We start from the raw sequence: 21,009 nt of genomic DNA on the forward strand, positions 1-21,009 counted from the left end.
AATTACTCCGTGTGATGGTTGGCGCGCGAATCCGGCGCCGGATGGGCAAGGTGGACGATGGCAGTGGTGCCATCGAAGGTCTGGAAAACGACCCGAGTACCGGGAGGCAGTTCGGTTATACCGCTCTTCGCATCAGAGTCGGCGACGCGCAGGCGATAGAAGTCGCCGTTGATCTTGACGCCGGTGGCGCCGTCGAAATCGCGCACCAGGGTCCTGTAGGTGTGGCCCTTCTCCACCCCGGTCCCGGTGGTGCCGTAGGCGACCCCGCGCGGCGAGAACCGGGGGCGGATTATCCACACCGCCAGCGGTACCAGCACGCCGGAGAAGACGCCCATGCCCAGCAGCTGCCAGGGAAGTGACAGCCCCAGGCCAGCGAGGGCTGCGGTCAGGGCCGCGGCGGCACCCAGTGCCAGCAGCACCAGGCCACCGGTGGTGAGCTCGGCAAGGCCCAGCAGCAGGGCGACGATCAGCCAGATGACGGCGGGGTTCCAGTCCATGGGGCGTTCCGTGGCTCGGGGGAGAATATAGCTCGAGGCAGAAGGTGGCTCGTTAAAATGAGGCAGAGCTTATGCATGTAGAGTCATTACGAGGGTACTCGGTTACTGTACTGTGGGCTACGCCTGCCGAGTTCATGACAGGGGTGATGCATCTGCCCCTTGACCCTTGGGCAGCCCACAGGTTTCAGAATGAAGGGGCATATAGATGTCCAGACTCACGCAAGAGGAGCCATCAATGACCCATCGACAGACGCGCAAGCCGAATCACTCGGACGAGATCCGCGCCATCACCGCCTCCCCGACTCGGTCAGGGCTTGGCTGGTGGGCCGTGGCGCTGGGTGCCGCAGCCCTGGCCGGTGCCATGCTGCTGTCCCAGCCGGCCATGGCTGGCAGCCATGGCGCCGACTCTGCTCATGGCGATACTGGCCACGGCGACCATGGCCAGGCTCACCACGGCGGCGAACAGGCCGACGAGCTCGCCGACAATCCGGCGGTGCAGGCCTATCGGGAGGCCAATGACCGCATGCACGAGGACATGATGGTCGGCTTCACCGGGGATGCCGACGTTGACTTCGCCCGTGGCATGATCCCTCACCATCAGGGGGCCATCGACATGGCCAACATCGTGCTCGAGCACGGTGAGGACGAGGAGATCCGTCAACTGGCAGAAGACGTCATCGCGGCCCAGGAGGAGGAGATCGCCTTCCTGCGCGATTGGCTGGAGACGCACGGCCACGACGTCGACTGACCTTCCTCGGCAGCTAATGCTACCCTTCGCAGGCGGCCTTCGGGTCGCCTGCGCGCGTTGGGGCTCTCGGCATCCGACTCTTGGCATCCGACTCTCGGCATCCGACAAGGAGGCTTCGATGACCCTGCTGACCTGGACCGGCATCCTGCTCTGTCTCAGCCAGTCGGCGATGTTCTCGGGGCTCAATCTGGCCTTCTTCTCGATCAACAAGCTGGAGCTGGAGATCGAGGCGCGCCACGGGAATCCCAGGGCCCGTAGGGTCAGAGAGCTGCGCCGTGACGCCAACTTCCTGCTGGTCACCATCCTGTGGGGCAACGTGTCGGTCAACGTGCTGCTGGCGCTGCTCTCCGGTTCGGTGATGGGGGGCGTTGCGGCCTTTCTCTTCTCTACCGTGGTGATCACCCTGCTCGCCGAGATCCTGCCCCAGGCTTACTTCTCGCGCCATGCCCTGCGCATGGCGTCGCTCTTCGCGCCTCTGATGCGCTTCTACCAGCTGCTGCTGTGGCCGGTCGCCAGGCCCACCGCCTGGGTGTTGGACCGCTGGCTGGGTGGCGAGGCAATTCCCTACTACCGCGAGCGCGACCTCCACCAGCTGATCCGCCTGCACATGGAGTCCACCGAGACCGAGATCGACCGGGTCGAGGGGCGTGGCGCCATGAATTTCCTCTCCCTGGATGACGTCCCCCTCGGCCAGGAGGGCGAGCCGCTGGCGCAGGAGAGCCTCGTGACGCTGCCCTTCGACGGCGAGCGACCTTGCTTCCCGGCGATGGCCCGCGATCGCCATGACCCCTTCCTGCGTCGGCTCGAGCGCGCCGGCACGAGCCGCGCCGTGCTGGTGGATGAGGCTGGCAGCCCGCGGCTGGTGGTCGACGTCAACGCCTTCCTGCGTGCCGCGCTGTTCGGCGGTAGCGAGTTCTTTCCGCTGGCTCACTGTCACCGGCCGATCCTGGTGAGTGATCCGCGCACGCCGCTGGGCGAGGTGATCGGCCGCTTCCGAGTAAGGCCCGAGCATCGCGAGGACGATGTGCTCGACGAGGACGTCATCCTGCTGTGGGGGGCGGCGCCGCGCATCCTGACCGGCTCCGACGTGCTGGGTCGGTTGCTCCGGGGTATCGCCCACCAGGGCGCGGCACGCGGCTGAGGCCTGGCTTTCATGACGCGGAAATTGGGCTATGCTGTGCGCCCATTTCACAATGACCCGGCGGGAGGCAAGCAACGGTGAGCGGTCTGATCTACTGGCTGGATATGGCGGGGGTGATCGTCTTTGCGCTGTCGGGCGTGATCCTGGCCTGTCGTTCGCGGATGGACCCCTTCGGCATGCTGGTGCTGGCAGCGGTGACCGGCATCGGTGGCGGGACCCTGCGCGACCTGGTGCTTGGCGTGCGGCCGGTGTTCTGGGTCACCGACCCTACTTATCTCTGGGTAATTCTGGCCACGGTGGGCCTCTCCATCCTGGGCTTTCACTACATTCATCGTCTTTCCCGCGGCTTTCTGCCGGTGGCCGATGCCTTCGGGCTGGCGCTGTTCGTGGTGATCGGCACCCACAAGGCGCTGCTGCTCGAGGCGCCGGGGGTCGTCGCGGTGCTGATGGGATTGCTCACGGGAGTAGCCGGCGGCATGGTCCGGGATATCCTGGCGCGACGGGTGCCCATGGTGCTACGCGAGGAGATCTACGCCACGGCGGCCATCGCCGGTGGCATCACCTACGTGGTGCTGGATGCCCTGTCGGCACCCGGCACCCTGACCATCGCCCTGGCGCTGCTGGTGACCCTGGGCCTTCGCCTGAGTGCCATCTACTGGCAGTTGGCGTTACCGACCTTTGCCTGGGTGAAGATCACGCCTGTGCCGTCTTCCCGTGAAGATAACGGAGAAAGCGTGCCAACTCCCGAAGTGGCCCGCCCCAAGGTGCGGGTGCGGATGATCCGGCCGGAGCAATCGAAACGACGGCAGAAGACACCATGACACGGGCACCGAACCAATGCCTGCGCTGGCTCTTCCTGCTGGTTCTGCTGGCGGGCTGTGCTGCCCAGTCAACGGAGCGTGCAGGGGAGGGTGTCGGGGAGCGCCATGCGCAGACGGGGCTGGCGATCCAGGCCGTCTACGAGGAGGCACTGCCGACGCTGCCCGCCAACAAGCAGCGCCACTATGCCCAGCGCCTCTACCGGCTGACCGGCGACGACCGCTACCTGCCTCTCAACCGGGCATATGGCCAGCGCCTGGTCGGCTGGCTCGAGAGCGACATCGCCGGCCTGGCGAGCCCGGGCTTTGTCGAAAGGCGCAGCGAGGAGATCGTCGCTGCCTATCCCCGGGGCAGCAGCCGACAGCGTGCCCGCCAGCGGATGCTGGCTGAGTGGGGCGAGATCGCCTTCGCCCGGCGTCTGCTGTTCCGGCTGGTGCAGGCGCAGTATCACGACCTTCTTTACGGCCTGGAGGGACACGAGCGGGCGCTGGCCTACCTGGCAGACATCGACTGGGAGCCCTTCCTCACCGACCCTGATGTCCAGGGCATCTATGCGGCCCAGGTGGCCAACCAGGTCCACTTCCTCCACCAGCTGGGGGTGGTCGACCTGAGAGAGGGTGTCGTCGCGGCCTTTCGCCAGCGCTATCCACCGGGTAGCGTCGCATCCCTCGACAGGGCCGAGTTCCACAATTGGCTCTATGGCCTGACCCACTTCGTGATCGCCGCCAGTCGCTACTACCAGCAGGAGGTGAGTGCGGAGGAGTTTGCCTGGGTGCTGGCCGCCTTGGAGGGTGAGGAGGCGCGGATCCTCGGCGCGGCCACGGAGGACATCCTGGCGGAGGTGGCGCTCAGCTTCCTGCTGGCCGGGCGCGAGGACCACCCGCTCGTGTTCCGGATTCGCGATGCCCTCGTCGAGGCGGTGGACCTTGATGCCGGCATCATTCCCTCGACCGAGGGAAGCACCGACCTGACGCGCGGGGAGCACCGCAATGTACTGGCCATCATGGTGCTGCGCTGGCCGGGGACGCTGCATCCCGGGCCAGCGCTGTCTGGAGGTTTGTCACGAATAGAGCAGGCTGTCCGACCAGCTCCGGCGTATGGCGTCCAACTGCGGTTCCAGTTCCTCCAGGATATGCTGATAGAGAGGCAGCAAAGTCCTATGCATACCAGCCTCCGCCTGCTCGCGGTTAAGGCAGTATGCGCTGCGCTTACCATGCAAATTGATTGGCTCACCAACCTGAGTGAAATGAAAGCCTGACATTGCAAGAAGGCGCCGAAGCTTAGGCTCCATCATCGCAAAGCCAAGTTGCTTGCCTGACATTCTTCCAATGGCGTAGCCGGCCAGGAATAGCCCACTGATAAGCAGGGAAAAGGTTTCCCGCTCCTCCGGAGTGAACTCATGGGGGTTGTCTGAGACCCCAGGAACTTCGTTTCCCGTGATTCTCATGCGAAAGGCTCGGGCAACAGCAAGCCGCGAGATTTCGTAATAACTGCCGGCGGGGAGTCGCTGTGGATTCAGTTCAGGGTGGGTAAGACTGCGGCCACCGTAGGATTCCAAAGGGAGCCTGTCCAGCGGAGGAAGGTATTCCGGATGAGGCATGATTAGGCGGGTGCAGGCGGCAGCAAGACCTGTCCTGCGGTGCTCGATCAGGCAGTGGATGGCCAACTCATCATAAACATCGTATTCCAGATGGTTTTGCCTGTCAGTCGGCTGCTCGTATTCTAACTCCACGCAGTAGATATCGTGCCGCAGTCGGTAAATCCTCTGCTTTTCTTGCGGAGTCAGTGCCAGACTAAACCTGAACTCCTTCATGAAACGTGCAAGGGTTGGGTTCTCTTGCTCATACTCCTGCTTTGATGAAGAGCATGACGTCATATCGCTGGATCCTTCCGCCTTGAATTTATGAAGTCTTGTGTTCGAATAGGAAGATTCATAATGTCAATTTATTTCCTTGCCGAATGCATTTTCGAGAGGTATTGGTTTTCCCAAGTGGAAACCCTGACCAAAAGTAATACCATAGGATTTCAGTATTGGCACTAAGGCCTCTTGGTTAACAAACTCGGCAATGGCCTGCTTACCGAACCCGGCGGCGATATCAGCGATTGCCTTGACGATCACTCGACTGTCGGCGCTGACCGACAGATTGCGGATAAAACTGCCATCGATCTTGATGTAGTCCACCGGCAGCTGGCCCAGGTAGTGGAAGCTGCTGAAGCCGACCCCGAAGTCGTCCAGGGCCGTGCGGCAACCGAGGTCGCGCAGGGCCTGCAGCACGCCTCGGGCCGTGGAGAAGTCGGTCACCGCAGCAGTTTCGGTAATCTCCAGGATCAGGCGCTCGGGGTCGGCGCCGCTGGCGGCGAGCTGTTCGGTGAGATATTGCTTGAGCCGGCCGTCATGCAGGGACTGCCCGGACAGGTTTACCGCCAGGCTAACCCCCTGCTCCTGCACACGACTCAAGGCACGCAGGCTGTGGCGAAGGACCCATCGATCCACGGCGATGATCTGCCCGCTGCGCTCGGCTACCGGTATGAATACCGCTGGCGAGATCAGGCCGCCTTGTTCGTCGCGCAAGCGCAGCAGCACCTCGTAGTGGCGCACGTCGCGATCCTCGAGGCGCACGATGGGCTGCACCATCAGCTCGAAGGCATCCTCCTCCAGGGCGCGGTGGACCCGCTCCTCCCAGTAGACCCGCTGCTGAAGCTCTTCGCGCGCGCCCTGTGCCGTGGCAAGCAGGTGCCATCGCTGGGTGCCGGAGGCCTTGGCCTTGTACATGGCCATGTCGGCGCTGGCCATCAGGTCGATGGGATTGGTGGCATGCTCCGGGAAGAGGGCGATGCCGGTGCTGGCCGATACCCGGTGGCGCCTTTCCTCGGCCATGAACCGGGTGCCCTCGAGGATCTGGTTGATTTGCTGGGCGATGCGGACGGCAAGTTCGGCGTCTGCCTCTTGGAGCAGCAGGGCGAACTCGTCGCCACCGAGTCGGGCGAGAATGCCGCGATGACCGAGTTCCTCGCCGAGCACGTTCGCCACAAGGCGCAACAGTCGGTCGCCCGCCTGGTGGCCGCTGAGTTCGTTGACATCTTTGAACTGGTCCAGATCCATCAGCAGCATGGCCCCGCTCAGCCCATGCTGAAGCGCTCCGCTGAGGGCCTCCTGGAAGTAGCGGCGGTTGAAGAGTCCGGTCAGGGGGTCACGCTCGGCCAGCCAGGTCAGCCGCGCCTCGGCGGCCTTGCGCTCGGTGATGTCCAGGCCGACCGATATCCTCCCGAGTGTCGCGCCGTTCCCGCCGGGGAGCGGGGCATGGTACCAGGCGATGGTGTGCTGCTGGCCATCGGCGGTGACCAGCGGGCGCTCCTCCTGGTTAGGAGAGGCGGGTGGCCGACCACTGGACGATTTACCGGGGTGCCCCGGAGAGAAGACATCCTCGAACAGGCGATTGACCAGCGCCTCCTCTCCGGTGCCCATGACCGTCAGGGCATAGTCGTTGACCAGTCCGATGCGGCCACTACCATCCTGGGTCACGATAAAGACCCTGGCTGTGTCCAGTAGGCTGCCGATGAAGTCGCGCTCCCTGGCCAGCTCCTCGACTCGTTCGGCCAACTGCTCGCCCCGGACCGAGACCTCCCCTTCCAGGGTCTCGAGCTGGTCGGCAAGTGCCAGGGTCGTGCCCTGCAGCACGTCGATCTCGTCGGCGAGGATGCGTCGGGGACGCGGGATGGAGGACCTGGCCTCGGCGAAGCCTCCTTGAGCCAGGGCAGGCAGCGCGCTGGCGATCCGCCGCAGGCGTGCCATGGGGCTGAGCAGGATCGCCAGCAGCAGTAGTTCCGCCACCAGCCAGCCGGTGAGGCCCACAGTGACCAACACCCGAATGTCACGTGAGATGGCCTTGATCTGGGGGGTAATGTCCGAGGCGAGCAGGAAGTAGCCAATGCTACGGCGGTCTTCATCCTCGTTCATGCGCATTGCGCTGAGTTCGATGTTCCTGCCCCCATGCTCCAGGCGTAACGGCTGGCGCTCCAGTTCGTCCACCGTGACCTGGGTAGCGGCACTGCTGAGGATCGGCAGGTACACCTCTCGGCGTGTTATGGCGATAAACTGACCCCTCCACGCGGGAACTGCCCGTTCTTCGGGCAGCTCCGGGGTGGTTGGGCTGTCCACCACCAGCAGCGCCACATCGCTTTCGGAGACCTGTTGGGCCTGGCGGGTGACATCGGCCAGGGAGCGAGACAGGATCACCGCGCCGACGCTCTCTCCCTCGACCAGCACCGGGACGGTCGCATATTGCCGGCAGTCGCTGGAGCAGCGAAGGGCTGTGTGTGGCATCTCGTCGCCCAGAACCCGCTGCACCCACTCCCGGAGGGGTCGCTCATTATGTAATTGTCCCTCGCCCCAGGCGGCCAGCTGATTGCCGGCGACGTCGAAGACGAGGATTTCGTCGAGCCCGGCCTCGAGTTGCAGCGTGGGCCACTGGGTCTCCAGCGAGTCGACCAGCAGGTCCGGCTGGCCGGTCTGGAGGGCATCACCCAGCCCCTGGCTCGAGGCCACCATGGAGGCCAGCTGGCGCAGTCCCTCCTCGGAGCGCTCCAGGGCCAGGCGGATTTCGCGTACCTGGCGCTCGCCGTGCTCGGCGCGGCTCGTTTCGAACTGACGGGTCAGGTTGGCATGGACCAGCCAGGCGAACAGCGCCACCAGCAGCACCAGCAGCAGACTGCTCAGGGCGATGACTCGCCAGGTGAGGCTCAGGCGGCAGGGCCTGCGGTAGGGGGAGCGCATGGGCAGCCTCGGGCGGGTCAGAAGCGCAGCGATAGCTGGAACAACAGCATGTTCCAGCGGCGGCGGGTCTCGGCCGGGTCCGGATTGTCCTGAATGGGAAGCCAACCGGTACCATCCACATGGTGGTACTCGGCGGCGAGCAGGACCCGCGGATTGACGGTCCACTGCAGGCCCAGGGTGTAGTCTTTCGCAAACTGGCTATAGGCAGGTCCAGCACCGCTCGCCGCGTAGGCGCTCCCCGAGCGGTCGTCGCGGTTACTGATCAGGCTGTCATAGCGTATCAGCCACTGCCAGTTCTCATGGAAGCGCCGCGTATACTGCAAGTACCAGCTCTCGCCGGTAACGTCGAAATTGAAGGCCGGGTTGTTGAAGTTTTCCAGGCCGGAGTTGCGCCAGGCGTACTCGGAAGTCAGGCTCCACTGCTCGGCGTTGTACTGGAACGACAGGACCCAGGGCTTGAAATAGAAGTCTCCGTCGCTTAGTCCAGGCACCGACGAATTGAAACGTGCGTTGGCATCAGCTGCGCCGATGGCAGCGACTATCCGCCCTCCATCATGCTCGTACCGCAACTGGGCGATGGCAGAGCTCTTGGGGTCAAGACTGCCCGGAACCGTATCCAGCCTCAGGGTTCGACGCAGATCGTCACCGGCCTGTGCCTGACCTAATCCAATCTGGGCTCTCAAGGAGCCCTGACCAAACCGCTCCTCGAGATAGAGTGAAATGCCATCGCCCGATAATCCCAGTGTCCTTGTCCTGTCAAAGTAGATGGACTGAGGCAGCAATATGCTGGGGCGGGTAAAGGCCACGTCCCGGGTCTGGTTGTAGAAACCGAAGGGGTACTTGCTGCGGCCCAATTGAACGCCAAAGGTACGCTGCTGGTTGGAGACCATCTGGTAGTCCACCAACCCGTAGTCCAGGACCGGATTAGCGTCGCTGCCATCCCCGCCGGCCCGCCGGCTGAGCACCTGAGCGGCGATCAGCACGTCTTGATGGGGGCGGATCGAGGCGTTGGCGCCGATCTCGGTGTATTTCAGGCTTCCGCCGTCGCTGCTGCTGGGCCCGAAGAAATCATTGCGATCGGTGATCACCAGCGCCTGGCTGAGAAAGCCGTGCATCTGCAGGGTATCCAGCATGCTGCTGTCCGCTGCAGCCGGGGTGGCGCCGCCCAGCAGCAGGGCGGCCAGCGCCAGGCCGGCGCGGTGCTCACTCCATTGAAACGACTTGGACACGATCATCCAGGTACTCCCTTTCCAGATAGCCCAGGGCGCCGGGGGTGCTGGCGATACGCTCGCGCATTTCGGCCTGGGAGAAAACTCGCGTGGGGGCCTGGCCGGTGCCGGAGAACACCATGCGGTCCCAAGCCAGCTGAAGCTGGTGCGGATAGACGGCCAGGCGCTCCTTGACGAAGCGCCCGTGGACAGGGTCGTCATTGTTCAGCACATGCACTCTCACCGCCTGGCCGTCCGGCCAGGTGCGCTGGCGCATGGCGAAGATGGCGCGGGTGTTGTCACGGGTCAAGCGGACAGTTCTGACATCGGGGTGTGCCACCAGCAGCACCGGACTCTCGTCGGCAACCGCCACGGATGGCCAGGACAGCGCCAGCATGGCCGCCAGCAGACCATGCCTCAGCCATGCCACCGGCAGGCCTCTTGGCGTCTGGACAGGCGATGTAGTGCCACCTCTGGGGGCGACGGGATGGAGAACAGCATCGGCGTGTCAGTTCCCTTTTGATGATTCGCTTCAACCGCGGTCCCCGTCTTGTGCGGGGCTCCGGGCTCGGGCCTTCACTCCTACGTACTATGTGGCCGTGTGGTTATCTTTATGGCAACCACCACCTAGCCTGGTGACGGTTCTAATGCGGCCATCTATGGATAAGCTACATCATTGGAAGGCAATGTAAAGCAGCTGTCTCAACGCGGGGAAACGCCCGGCGGCGATTGCCGCCGGGACAAGGGCTCAGGTCAAGTCGGTAAATCAGTTGAAGACGGTAAAGCTGTGGGCGTTGAGCCAAAGGTGGGTGGCCACGCTGGCGGCGTAGCCGATGGCGATGACCGGCGCCCAGCGCAGGTGGCCCATGAAGGTGTAGTTGCCGCGGGCCTGGCCCATGAGCGCCACGCCGGCGGCGGAGCCGATGGAGAGCAGGCTGCCGCCGACGCCGGCGGTCAGGGTGATCAGTAACCAGTGCCCGTGGGACATCTCGGGCTGCATGGTCAGCACGGCGAACATTACCGGGATGTTGTCCACCACCGCCGAGATCACCCCGAGGGCGATATTGGCCCAGGTGGCGCCCAAGCCGGTGTAGAGCGCATCCGAGAGCAGCCCCAAGTAGCCCATGAAGCCGAGCCCGCCGACGCACATCACTACGCCGTAGAAGAACAGCAGGGTGTCCCACTCGGCGCGGGCCACACGGTTGAAGACATCGAAGGGCACCACGCTGCCCAACTGGGCAAGCTTCTTGTCGTCGCCGCGCTGGCTATAGCGGGTGCGCTTCTTCTCCAGGGATTTCGGCAGGGTGCGGCGCAGGTAGTAGCCGAAGAACTGCAGGTAGCCAAGACCGGTCATCATGCCCAGCACCGGCGGCAGGTTCAGCAGGGTGTGGCAAGCCACGGCGGTGGCCACAGTGAGCAGGAAGAGTGCGATGATCCGCCGCGCTCCGCGCTTCAACCAGACATCTTCCTGGACGCTGTCGGGCTGGCGGTTCTTGATGAAGGCGCTCATGACCACGGCGGGGATCAGGAAGTTGACCAGCGAGGGCACCAGCAGCTCGAAGAATTCGTAAAACTTCACCATGCCCGCCTGCCATACCATCAGGGTGGTGATGTCACCGAAGGGACTGAAGGCGCCGCCGGCGTTTGCAGCCACCACGATATTGATGCAGCAGAGGTTGATGAAGCGCTTGTCACCTTCGGCGACCTTGGTCACCACGGCGCACATCAACAGGGCGGTGGTCAGGTTGTCGGCGATGGGCGAGATCAGGAAGGCCAGCACGCCGGTGATCCAGAACAGCTGCCGGTAGCTGAACCCCTTGCGCACCATCCAGGAGCGCAGTGCGTCGAACACTCGCCGCTCCTCCATGGCGTTGATGTAGGTCATCGCCACCAGCAGGAAGAGCATCAGCTCGGTGAACTCGAGCAGAGTCTCCCGGAAGGCGTGTTCGGCCTCGTTCGGCATACCCGACTGCACGTAGACCCAGCCGATCAACGCCCAGATGATGCCGGCGGCGACCAGCACCGGCTTGGACTTGCGCATGTGCAGCTTCTCCTCGCCCATAACGAGGGCATAGGCGAGGACGAAGATACTCACAGCTAGCACGCCGACCAGGGAACCGGTCATGTCCAGTGTGCCGGTTACCGCATGGGCGGCGGGGCTGAACACCAGAGTGAGAATGGCGAGCACGAGAAAACTCGACCACCGGGCGGGACGCCGGGGCCGTGGGGTGATTCTGTCGATTGTCGGCATGGTTGCAGTGTCCCGAGGAGGGGGTTGCGGGGAGGGGGAGAAAGCGCGCTGATTCTAGCATGTGATGATGCAGTGCAATACGGCGGCGGGCCCCGTCATGACGGCGTTTCGCATGCTTTTTTTGCATGCTAATGACCTGCATCGAGACCCTGGTTCATGCAGCAGCCAATACGACCCCAAGGGCGTTGGATCAGCGTGGAGTCAGGGCCTCCTGGAACGCCTCCGGTGTCGTTTCCTCCAGGGTACTTTCCTCCCCTCGGTCCGTGCCCTCGAACCAGCGTCGCGGCTGCCAGAAGCGCAGCGTTCGCTCGCCATCCTGAAGCGCCACCCCGACGGCTAGTCGCCCCAGTCTGGCGTAGAGCTGGCCGTCCAGGCGCTCCTCGTGAAAGACGAGATCGGCCAGCAGCGCCAGCGGGCCGCCCGTCAGCCGGGCCTCGTCCAGGCGGATGCCGTCGGTCGCCATGGTCAGCTGCGCCTCGCCGTGGATATCGCGTACGGTCAGCAGCCGCCCCAGCCAGTCGCGCTCCCTGGCGCCGGCGAGGAACAGCCGCGTCAGCAGGCCGCTGTCGCGCATTGTCAGCCCCAGGCGGGCGCTCATCTCCAGCGGCTCCGCCCAGGTCAGCCGGCCCTCCTCCAGCACCAGGCGGGCCCACCAGCCGGCTTCGCCCTGGCCGTCGGCATCCCGGCGGGTGATGTTGTCCAGGCGCAGCAGCGAGCCGGAGGCATCGAATCGTCGGCCGTCCAGGTCGCCTTCGCGCAGGCGTGCCTCCAGGCGCAGGTCCCCCGTCAGCCGCTGGTTGGCCAGGCGCAGCTCAGTGTCGAAGGCCTGAAGTACCAGGTCACCGCGGGCGCCCAGGCCCTCCAGTTCCAGCATCGCCTCCAGGCTGGCACGTCCGCCCAGCAGTTCGACGCCGGCATTCTCCGGAAGGTAGATATTGTAGACGGCCAGGTCGGGCACCTCGACGATGGGCAGTGCCACTCGGGTGGTAAAGGTCTCGATATCGATCTGCTCGGGGTCCACGAAGAAGAAAGGCGTGGAGGTCTCCAGGGTAAGATGGCGCCCGGCCAGCCAGGTGCGCTCCCCCTCCGCCTCGCGGCGCACTGAGAAGCGTGGCAGCGAGAGCCTGAGCCGGGCACCTGGGCTGGCCGCCTCGCCTTCGAGGCGTGCGTCGAGCTCGCCTCGTCCCACCGCCCGGTAGTCGAGAAAGCCCACCGAGAGGTCGTCGGCATCCACCCGCAGGTGACTCGGCGCCAGCCACTGCTTGCCCCGCAGGTGCAGGTCGGCCTCGAAACGCCCGCGGCCGCGCAGGGCCAGGCCATGCTCCCGGGGCAGGAAGGCGTCCAGGAACCCCAGGCGGTCGACCATGCCTTCCAGCACCAGACGTCCCTGGCGCGCGGTGGGCTCATTCATACGGGTGAAGCGCGCCTGCCTGGCCACCAGCACGCTGCCCAGGCGCTGGTCGTCGTCGGCGTTGCCGGGCGCCGCGGAGAGGGTCAGGCGAGTGCCGGAAAGGTCGAGCGCGCTGCCGTCCAGGGCGGCCTCCCCCAGCCTCAGGTCCAGGGTCATCTCACCCGAGACCGCCTCGCCGAGCAGCTGGCCGCTGATCTGGCGACCCGCGAGCCACACATCACCGCGGACGCGTTCACCCTCGAGCGCCAGCCGGCCTCGGCTGCTGGCCCGGCCGCCATTCAGCGCGAAGGGGGCGCCCTCGGGCAGGTAGGGCGCCAGCACGGCCACGTTCGCCAGGCTGGCGTCCTCCCAGGCGAGCGTCGCGCGCTGGGGCAGCGGCGTCTCGCCCGCCTCCGGCGGATGGCCCTCGGCCTCAAGGGTCAGGCGGGCGCCCTCCAAAAGGCGCGCACCGTCGCGGAGGCGGGTCACCCCGGCCTTCTCCAGGCGGGCCGCCAGCCGCAGCGGCAGGGCGTCATCATCGTGCCACTCGGCGGCGAAGCTGCCGCTGCCCTCGGCGCGCACATGGGGCAGGCTCACCCCGAGCGCATCGCTGGTCACGTCCAGGCGGCTGCCGGCGCCGATCCGGCCATCTACCAGGCGCGCCAGGGCGCTCAGCTCGCCGCCCCCGCTCAGGCTGATGCCGCGCCCCTCGAATAGCCCCGACAGGAAGGGGTCGAGAAACCCCAGTCGGTCCAGGCGACCGGAGAGGGCCAGTTCGCCGTCCAGAGGCGGCCGCGGGTGGTCTCGCAGCGTGTCCAGCGGCACCCGGGAGGTCAGCCGGGCGGCCTCCAGGGTAAGATCCAGGGCCAGGGCGTCGGCGCTCTCGTCGCCGGTGACGTCGAGCCGCAGGCGGGTACCGGAGAGATCCAGGCGGCGGGCTTCGGGGTCCAGCAGGGCCAGTGCCAGGTCAAGATGAAGGTCGCCGCGCAGTGGCTGCTCCTGGAGGGTCAGGGCGATCCGTTCGCCGGCCAGGGTGAAGGCGCCAGTTAGCGCTCCATCGCGGTAGGCCAGTTGGCCGTCCAGGGAAGCGCTTCCCCCCTCGAGCGTCAGCGGGGTGTGCTCGGGCAGGAAGCGCGCCAGGGCACGAACATCGGGCAGCGTGGCCGCCTGCCAACTCAGGTCGGCGTGATCGGGCGGTGCCGGCGCGACGGCGAGGTCTATCGGCAGTGGCGCGGTGAGATCGAAGCGCTGACCCGTCAGCAGCGGCGCCGGATCCGCGCCCTGGTGCATGGCGAGGTTCGCCAGGGTCACCGTCAGCCGGCCGCGCGCTTCGTCAGGCGCCGTGCCTTCCTCGCTGACGCTTGCCGTTACGCGGCCGGCACCCCGCAGGCGGTAGGTCTCGCCGGGCACCACCCAGGCCGGGGCGGTGTCGTTCTCGCGGCCGCTGCCAGCCAGCAGGGCGGCCTCGTCCAGGGTGACGCCGAGGTCGGGGGAGTCGAGGTCCAGGCGGCTGCCCGGGGTCAGCACGCCCTGGGCAATGCTCAGCTCGCCCACGAGGCTGCCGCGTCCGGCCAGGCCCAGCCAGCCCAGCTCCGCCAGGTAGGGGTTGAAGAGATCCCAGGCGTCGGCGCGGGCCGCCAGGGCAAGCTCGCCGGAGAGAAAGCGCAGGGCCGCCTGGCCGGGATAGGCGGCGGGATCGAAGGGGGCCGCGCTCAGGTCGGCGGTCAGGCTAATGTCCTCGGCCAGCCGCTGACTGCCGCGGGTCAGGGTGGCCTGCTCCAGCGCCAGGGTGAGTCGCCCCACGCCCAGTTCGTCCCGGGCGAGGTCGAGGCCCGAGAGGGTCAGTCGGCCCTCGCCGCTCAGCCGGTGGCCGTCGATGTCCAGGCGGCGCAGGCCGCTTGCCGCAAGTTCGCGGATGGCCAGACGTTGGCTCAGCAGGGCGGAGAGGGTGAGTTCCAGGCGAGCGGTGTCTACCTCGAGTGCCAGCGGCAGCGAATCATCCTCGCGCTCGATGACCAGTGACTCCACCGCCAGGCTGTTCCAGCCGGGCCGCGAGCCCTCCCAGCGGACCGACAGCCCCTCCTGACTGGAGAGCCTGGCCTGCAGCCAGGCGCTGTCGAGCAGTGTCGGCAGGGCCAGGGCCGCACCGGCCAGGGCCAGCGCCACGAGGCCTGCCGTCCAGCCCAGCCACCGCCACCGCCTGTGCCTTGGCGCCCTCGCTTCCTGCATCTTGCCCTCGCTTCGTCTGCCCATTGGCCCATGGTAGCGCCTAACGAGGCTTCGTTGACGAGGGTTTTATGGCATCATCTGCGCTCCGGCATCCGCCGGCAGGATCTGGATCGCCAACGACGCAGGGCAGGCACAGCACGCATGTTTCTCGATGAATTTCATTCGCCGGCGGGAGAGTGCGTCTGCATCTCCGCCGAGCAGGCCAGTCGTTTCGCCAAGGGAGTCGCCGGCGACTACAACCCCATCCACAACCCGGATGCGCGTCGCTTCTGCGTGCCGGGCGACCTGCTGTTCGCCCTGGTGCTGGCCCGCTTCGGGCTCTCCCAGCGCATGGATTTTCGTTTCCTGAGCATGGTGGGTGGCGGCACGCCGCTGTGCTTTCAGGAGCGTGAGGATGGGCTGATTCGCGTCATCGACGAGAACGGAAAGTGCTACCTCGAGGTGGCGCGCAGCGGCAAGACGACCCGCGACGAGGCGGTTGTGGAGGCCTTCACCCGCTGCTACGTGGCCTTCTCCGGCAAGAACTTCCCCCACTACCTCAAGCCGTTGATGGAGGAGAAGGGGGTGATGTTCAATCCTCGCCGCCCACTGGTGATCTACGACAGCATGGGGTTTTCCCTCGACCGGCTCGAGGGCCTGGTGCCGCAGCTGGCGCTGGACCACTCCTCCCTGGAGGTGAACGGCAACCGCGGTGAGTGCCTGCTGGAGTTTCGCATCCAGTCCGGCGGCGCCTCGGTTGGCACCGGCTCCAAGAAGCTGGTGGTGAGCGGCCTGTGCGACTACGACACGACCGCCATGGACGAGATCGTCACTGAATTCTATCGCCTCAAGGCCGCCTACGAGGCCTGACGCTCCGGCAAACGCTGCCGGCAGGACCGGCCCGGAGGAGATCCCATGTCCCGAAAGTTGGATGACAGCGAGGGCATCACCGGGCACGTGCCCGCTGCGGATATCGAGATCGCCCGCCGGGCGAGGCTCGAGCCGATCCTGGCACTGGCCGAGGCCCGCCTGGGCCTCGCTGCCGAGGAGCTGATTCCCTTCGGTCACCACCGTGCCAAGCTCTCCCGCTCGCTGCTTCAGCGCTTGAAGGATCGCCCCCGCGGGCGTCTGGTGCTGGTTTCCGCCATTACCCCCACCCCCGCCGGCGAGGGCAAGACCACCGCCTGCGTGGGGCTGGTGGATGCCCTCTCCCGACTCGGAGTCTCTGCTCTGGCCTGCCTGCGTGAGCCCTCGCTGGGGCCGGTGTTCGGCATGAAGGGCGGCGCCGCCGGCGGCGGGCGCGCCCAGGTGGTGCCCATGGAGGCCATCAACCTGCACTTCAACGGCGACTTCCACGCCGTGACATCGGCCCATAACCTGCTGGCCGCCCTGCTCGACAACCACCTCTACTGGGGCAACGCCCTGGGGATCGACCCCGCACGGGTGGTGTGGCCCCGGGTGCTCGATCTCAACGACCGCAGCCTGCGTCGGGTCCGCACCGGCCTGGGCGAGAGCAGCTTCGAGATCACCGCCGCCTCCGAGATCATGGCGATCCTCTGTCTGGCCGAAGACCTGGCCGACATCAAGCGCCGCCTGGGCCGCATCGTGGTGGCCTGGCGGCGCGACGACACCCCGGTGACCGCGGCGGATCTGGGCGCGGTCGGTGCCATGGCCGTGCTGCTGCGTGACGCCCTGGCACCCAACCTGGTGCAGACACTGGAGCACACCCCGGTGCTGATTCACGGCGGCCCCTTCGCCAACATCGCTCACGGCTGCAGTTCGCTGGTGGCCACCCGGGCGGCCCTCTCGCTTGCCGAGGTGGTCGTCACCGAGGCCGGCTTCGGTGCCGATCAGGGTCTGGAGAAGTTCATCGATATCAAGTCCCGCCAGTCCGGCGTCTTCCCGGATGCCGCGGTGATCGTGGTGACAATGCGCGCCCTGCGCTTCCACGGCGGGGCGAGCCGCGAGGCCATGCCTCACCCTGACCTCGCGGCGCTCACCGATGGCCTCGACAACCTGGTTCGCCAGGTGGCGGTGGCCCGCGCCTTCGGCCTGGAGCCGGTGGTGGCCCTCAACGCCTTCCCCGGCGACAGCGAGGCCGAGCGGGAGCGGCTGGCGGACTGCTGCGCCGAGCTTGGCGTGGCCATGGCGATCTGCGACCACTGGACGCGGGGCGGGGAGGGTGCCCTGGCGCTGGCGCGCCTGGTGCAGCAACGGCTGGCGGCGGGCAGCGCCGAGATGGCGCTTCTGTATGCCGACGGCACCCCCGTGGAAGAGGCACTGGAGACGATAGCCACTCGCCTCTACGGCGCCAGCGGCGTCGAGCTCTCCCCCGAGGCCCAGGAGACGCTGCAGCGCCTCAAGCGCGCCGGCTATGGGGAACTACCGGTGTGCATCGCCCGCACCCAGTACAGCTTTTCGGACGACCCTGCCGACGGTGGCCTGGTCAAGGGGCACCGGCTGCGGGTCCGCGAGCTGCGGCTCTCCGCAGGCGCCGGCTTCGTGGTGGCGGTGTGCGGCAGGCTGATGACCCTGCCCGGGCTGCCGCGGGAGCCGGCGGCGCTGGGCATGGGCCTGGATGAAGCAGGCAACATCACCGGCCTCGCCTGAGGCGAGGTCGGGAGGGAGGCAGGTCAGACCACCACGGTGACCGGGCAAGGCGCCAGGTCGATGACCCGATGACTGACGCTGCCGAGCAGCGACTCCCGCCACTTGCCCAGCCCGCGCCGGCCCATGACGATCATCGGCCGCTCGGCCAGGTGGTAACGAGCGTGGGAGACGATCGCCTCGGCGAAGCGCTCCTCGTGGAGCAGCACCTCCTCCACGCCCTTCGGGATCTCGCCCAGGGCCTCTCGGCCGAGGCGAAAGACCCGCTTGGCCTGGCTCTCCTCGCCCTCCTCGAGCTTTCTGGCCTGGCCGCCGGGCTGGCAGAACACGAGTTCCACCGGTACCTCGGCACTGCGCGCAAGATCGCCGGCCAGCCCCGCCGCCAGGTTCGCGTGGGCCGAGCCATCCACCGGCAGCAACACTCGACCGATGCCCGAGGCTTCCCTCAGGCTGGCGTCGTCGTGGACGATGGTCACCGGACAGCGGGCGCGGTGTACTACCTCGTTGCTGACGCTTCCCTGCACGAACTTGCCCACCTCGCTCAGGTGGCGGGCGCCTAACACCAGCAGACAGTCGGGGTGGAGGCGGACATGGGCGATGATGGCCCGCTCCGGGTGGCGGATGAAGGTGCTGTCCTCCAGCACCACCTCGCTCGGGGCCGGCGTCAGCTCAGGGTCGATCGCCTCGCGGGCCTTGGCGAAGGCCGCCTCGGCGATCTCGAGGCGCACCGCCCGGTCATGGTCGGCCTCGGCCTGGCGATTGGCGGGAATATCGCACAGCTCCGCCGCGTTGAGCGGCATCACATGCAGGAACTGTAGCGGGGCGTCCAGCAGCCTGGCCAGCAGGCTGGCGTGGCGGGCCGCGGCGGCGGCCGTGGGTGAACCGTCCACCGGGACGATGATCCGAGAGACTCTCTCACTCATCGACTCACTCTCCCTTGATGACTGTCGTTGCCCCTGCGGGGCGAGGCTGTGACTAGATTAGCAGCCTGCGCCGGCCGGCGTCGCCTCCCCCCGGGGCGCCTGCCTTGCATCACCTCGGCGATACCGTCCTGGGAAGAGTCGTCCAGGGTGGCTCCTCGGTAGCGGTATCGGTAGTGATGTCGTTGGCGGCGACGGTGGGCAGCTCCCGCCGGCATACCGTAGAGTGCCTGTCTGGAGGCGCGAGAGCCGCAAGCCTGCCACGCAAGGATGATCGGAGCATGATACGCACGCTGATGGTAGACGCCGAGGGCCAGGCCGTGGCCGGGGGCGAGGAGTTGATCGCCCGCTGGCAAGAGTCGCCGGACAGCCACCTGTGGATCGACGTGCAGGGGGAATCCCTGGCCCGGGAGCGAGAGATGCTCGAGGCCTTCGACTGCCATCCCATGGCCATCGACGACGCCCATCGCGAGCGTCATCCGCCCAAGATCGAGGAGTTCGAGGGGCACACCCTGATCCTCTACCGCGGCATCTCCTCCTTCGACGCCGACCTCAACTACAGGCCTCAGCAGATGGCGATGTTTCTCGGTGAACGCTTCCTGATCACCCTGCATCCGGCCCTGGCGCTGAGCATCGACCGCCTGCTCGCCCAAGAGGGAGCCGGCCTGCTGCACCGCTCCCCGGAGCATGTCGCGCTCAAGGTCATGTACCACTCCGCCGGTTACTATCTGGACAGTCTGCTGGAGTTCGAGAATGCGCTCAGCGATCTCGAGGACGCGCTGCTTGAGAACGGCAGCGATGCCCTGATGCGCCAGGTCATCGGCTACCGGTCGCGGTTGGTGAAGATGCGCCGGGTGTTCAACTACCACGTGGGCATCACCCAGGAGCTTACCGCCTACGACTATTCCCACCTGCCGCGCAATGTGAGCGAGACGCTGCACGCCATCAACGACGTCCACGAGCGCTTCGACCGGCTGCTTACCCTGACTCAGATGTACTACGACATCTGCGGCGATCTGGTGGACGGCCACATCTCGCTCTCCTCCCATCAGCTCAATATCACCATGCGCATCCTCACGGTGATCACCGCCATCTTCGTGCCCCTGACCTTCATCGCCGGCATCTATGGCATGAACTTCGTGCACATGCCCGAGCTCGAGCATCGCTATGGCTATTTCATGGTGCTGGGGCTGATGATGAGCATCGGCGTGGGGCTGGTCTGGCTGTTCCGGCGCAAGGGCTGGTTCTAGCCCCCACAGTCCTCGGTGCGCCTGACTCGGGCCCGCAGGGCGAAAAGCGCCAGGGTCAGCAGACCCATCAGTGTTAGCAGCAGCAGCGGGAAGGCGCCGGTGCCGGCCCGTTCCAGCAGCAGGCCGGCCAGCGAGGGCACCACCATGGCCCCGACCCCGGCGGCCAGGAAGATCAGGCCGGTGGTGCGTCCGCTAATGGTCATCAGCTGGTTGCTGAGGCCGAACAGGGTGGGAAAGATCGCCGAGGCCGCCAGCCCGAACAGCAGCGAGACGACGGCCAGCGGCAGCCAGCCCAGCTGCAGCGCCAGGCCACTGGCCAGCCCCAGGGCCAAGCAGCCGCGCAGCACCCACCAGGGCGAGAAGCGGCGCAGCAGCGGGATCGCCAGCAGGCGTCCCGCCGAGAGCGCCAGCCAGAACAGGGTGGCCAGCAGCGCGGCCTCCTTGCTGGGCATGCCGTCCAGGGTGGCGTAGGCGGTGACCCAGCCGGCGAAGGTGATCTCCATGCCCACGTAAAGGCTGAACATGAACAGGAACAGTCCCAGCCGCCAGGCATCGGCGGGGGGCATTGGGGCGTCTTCCTCCCGGACAGCCGGGGGGCAGGGACTCGCCAGTCGAACCAGCGGCCAGATCAGCAGCAGCGCGTAGAGGGCCACCGCCCAGAAGGCCCAGGCGAAGTGGCCGGTCAGCGCCAGCACCGCGACCAGCACCAGCGGCACCAGGGTGCCGCCCAGCCCGAAGCAGAAGTGCAGGCCGCTGATCCAAGGCGGCGACTCCTTGCCGTGGGTCCACAGCAGCAGGGTGTTGGAACCGGCATTGACCGAGATCTCGGTCAGGCCCAGCAGGAAGACCACCGCTGTCAGCACCGCGAGCCCCTGGCTGAATGGCACCGCGACGAGGCCCACCGCCATCAGCAGCAGCATGGCGGCTATTACCCGGTGGCCCGGGAAACGATCCACCAGCCGGCCCGAGAGCAGCGAGCCGAGCATGTTGCCCAGCGCCCGGGCGGTGAACAGCACCGAGAGCTGGCCCATGGTCGAACCGGTCATCGCTGCCAGGTGGGGCAGCGCCGGCCCCAGCAGGCCGCCGCTCATGCCCACGGCCAGCATGACCAGGAAATAGCGGTGGGTGACCCGGCGGGCGTACGGCGTCGAGGCCGGCATCTCCTCTCCTTGGCAGGCAGCAAGGGCGCGATTGTG

Annotated in this window: 15 protein-coding genes and 1 pseudogene; 7 read left to right on the forward strand and 9 right to left on the reverse strand. The window is 66.5% G+C overall.

Features of this window, described 5'->3' with window-relative positions:
• Positions 1-2 precede the first annotated feature (2 nt).
• Positions 3-497, reverse strand: coding sequence for an NfeD family protein (locus ACR80S_RS00940; RefSeq protein ID WP_435402310.1), 495 nt, complete (start codon positions 495-497; stop codon positions 3-5).
• A gap of 235 nt (positions 498-732) precedes the next feature.
• On the opposite strand from ACR80S_RS00940, the gene copM reads away from it, so the two are divergent.
• The 4 genes from copM (at position 733) to ACR80S_RS00960 (ending at position 4,463) form a co-directional block, all read left to right on the forward strand.
• Complete coding sequence (copM, locus tag ACR80S_RS00945; protein ID WP_435400621.1) at positions 733-1,245, forward strand: CopM family metallochaperone; 513 nt, start codon at positions 733-735, stop codon at positions 1,243-1,245.
• A 118-nt stretch (positions 1,246-1,363) separates the two neighbouring features.
• The gene (locus tag ACR80S_RS00950; RefSeq protein ID WP_435402311.1) at positions 1,364-2,386 is read left to right on the forward strand and encodes a DUF21 domain-containing protein; all 1,023 of its coding nucleotides are present in this window, start codon (positions 1,364-1,366) and stop codon (positions 2,384-2,386) included.
• Between the two features lie 77 nt (positions 2,387-2,463).
• Entirely contained in the window at positions 2,464-3,207 is a 744-nt protein-coding gene (locus ACR80S_RS00955; RefSeq protein ID WP_435400619.1) for a trimeric intracellular cation channel family protein, read from the forward strand.
• Entirely contained in the window at positions 3,204-4,463 is a 1,260-nt protein-coding gene (locus tag ACR80S_RS00960; protein ID WP_435402312.1) for a DUF3541 domain-containing protein, read from the forward strand. Before ACR80S_RS00955 ends, ACR80S_RS00960 begins: the two co-directional genes overlap by 4 nt.
• Here ACR80S_RS00960 and ACR80S_RS00965 read toward each other — a convergent pair.
• From ACR80S_RS00965 to ACR80S_RS00990, 6 genes and pseudogenes are all read right to left on the reverse strand, one after another.
• Positions 4,386-5,081, reverse strand: a pseudogene (locus ACR80S_RS00965) (PEP-CTERM/exosortase system-associated acyltransferase); the annotation flags it as partial. The gene ACR80S_RS00960 and the pseudogene ACR80S_RS00965 overlap by 78 nt on opposite strands.
• Before the next feature lie 63 nt (positions 5,082-5,144).
• Positions 5,145-7,979, reverse strand: a complete 2,835-nt coding sequence (locus ACR80S_RS00970; RefSeq protein WP_435402313.1) for a bifunctional diguanylate cyclase/phosphodiesterase — start codon at positions 7,977-7,979, stop codon at positions 5,145-5,147.
• A gap of 17 nt (positions 7,980-7,996) precedes the next feature.
• The gene (locus ACR80S_RS00975) at positions 7,997-9,214 is read right to left on the reverse strand and encodes a hypothetical protein (RefSeq protein ID WP_435402314.1); all 1,218 of its coding nucleotides are present in this window, start codon (positions 9,212-9,214) and stop codon (positions 7,997-7,999) included.
• Positions 9,183-9,584 carry a hypothetical protein gene (locus ACR80S_RS00980; RefSeq protein WP_435402562.1) on the reverse strand — a complete coding sequence of 134 codons (402 nt, stop codon included), beginning with the start codon at positions 9,582-9,584 and terminating at the stop codon, positions 9,183-9,185. The genes ACR80S_RS00975 and ACR80S_RS00980 overlap by 32 nt, the downstream gene beginning before the upstream one ends.
• A 369-nt stretch (positions 9,585-9,953) precedes the next feature.
• Positions 9,954-11,438: a sodium:proton antiporter NhaD gene (gene nhaD / locus ACR80S_RS00985; protein ID WP_435400614.1), complete on the reverse strand. Its 1,485-nt coding sequence runs from the start codon at positions 11,436-11,438 to the stop codon at positions 9,954-9,956.
• A 190-nt stretch (positions 11,439-11,628) separates the two neighbouring features.
• Positions 11,629-14,994: a hypothetical protein gene (locus ACR80S_RS00990; RefSeq protein ID WP_435402315.1), complete on the reverse strand. Its 3,366-nt coding sequence runs from the start codon at positions 14,992-14,994 to the stop codon at positions 11,629-11,631.
• 204 nt (positions 14,995-15,198) lie between these two features.
• Here ACR80S_RS00990 and ACR80S_RS00995 point away from each other — a divergent pair, with 204 nt between their 5' ends.
• Together ACR80S_RS00995 and ACR80S_RS01000 are read left to right on the forward strand one after the other, a co-directional pair.
• Positions 15,199-15,906, forward strand: a complete 708-nt coding sequence (locus ACR80S_RS00995) for a DUF3581 family protein (protein WP_435402316.1) — start codon at positions 15,199-15,201, stop codon at positions 15,904-15,906.
• 45 nt (positions 15,907-15,951) lie between these two features.
• Positions 15,952-17,646 (forward strand): formate--tetrahydrofolate ligase, encoded by a 1,695-nt coding sequence (locus ACR80S_RS01000; RefSeq protein ID WP_435402317.1) that lies wholly within the window; start codon positions 15,952-15,954, stop codon positions 17,644-17,646.
• A 23-nt stretch (positions 17,647-17,669) separates the two neighbouring features.
• On the opposite strand, the gene ACR80S_RS01005 is transcribed toward ACR80S_RS01000, so the two are convergent.
• On the reverse strand, positions 17,670-18,566 hold the full coding sequence (locus ACR80S_RS01005; protein ID WP_435400610.1) for a universal stress protein: 897 nt from the start codon (positions 18,564-18,566) through the stop codon (positions 17,670-17,672).
• 278 nt (positions 18,567-18,844) lie between these two features.
• On the opposite strand from ACR80S_RS01005, the gene ACR80S_RS01010 reads away from it, so the two are divergent.
• Positions 18,845-19,813 (forward strand): magnesium transporter CorA family protein, encoded by a 969-nt coding sequence (locus tag ACR80S_RS01010; protein WP_435402318.1) that lies wholly within the window; start codon positions 18,845-18,847, stop codon positions 19,811-19,813.
• Here the strand turns inward: ACR80S_RS01010 and ACR80S_RS01015 are convergent.
• A complete protein-coding gene (locus tag ACR80S_RS01015; protein WP_435402319.1) occupies positions 19,810-20,973 on the reverse strand; it encodes an MFS transporter in 1,164 nt (387 codons plus the stop codon). The two genes, ACR80S_RS01010 and ACR80S_RS01015, sit on opposite strands and share 4 nt — an antisense overlap.
• Positions 20,974-21,009 lie beyond the last annotated feature (36 nt).

Source organism: Halomonas salsilacus (genome assembly GCF_051216275.1).
GTDB lineage: Bacteria > Pseudomonadota > Gammaproteobacteria > Pseudomonadales > Halomonadaceae > Halomonas.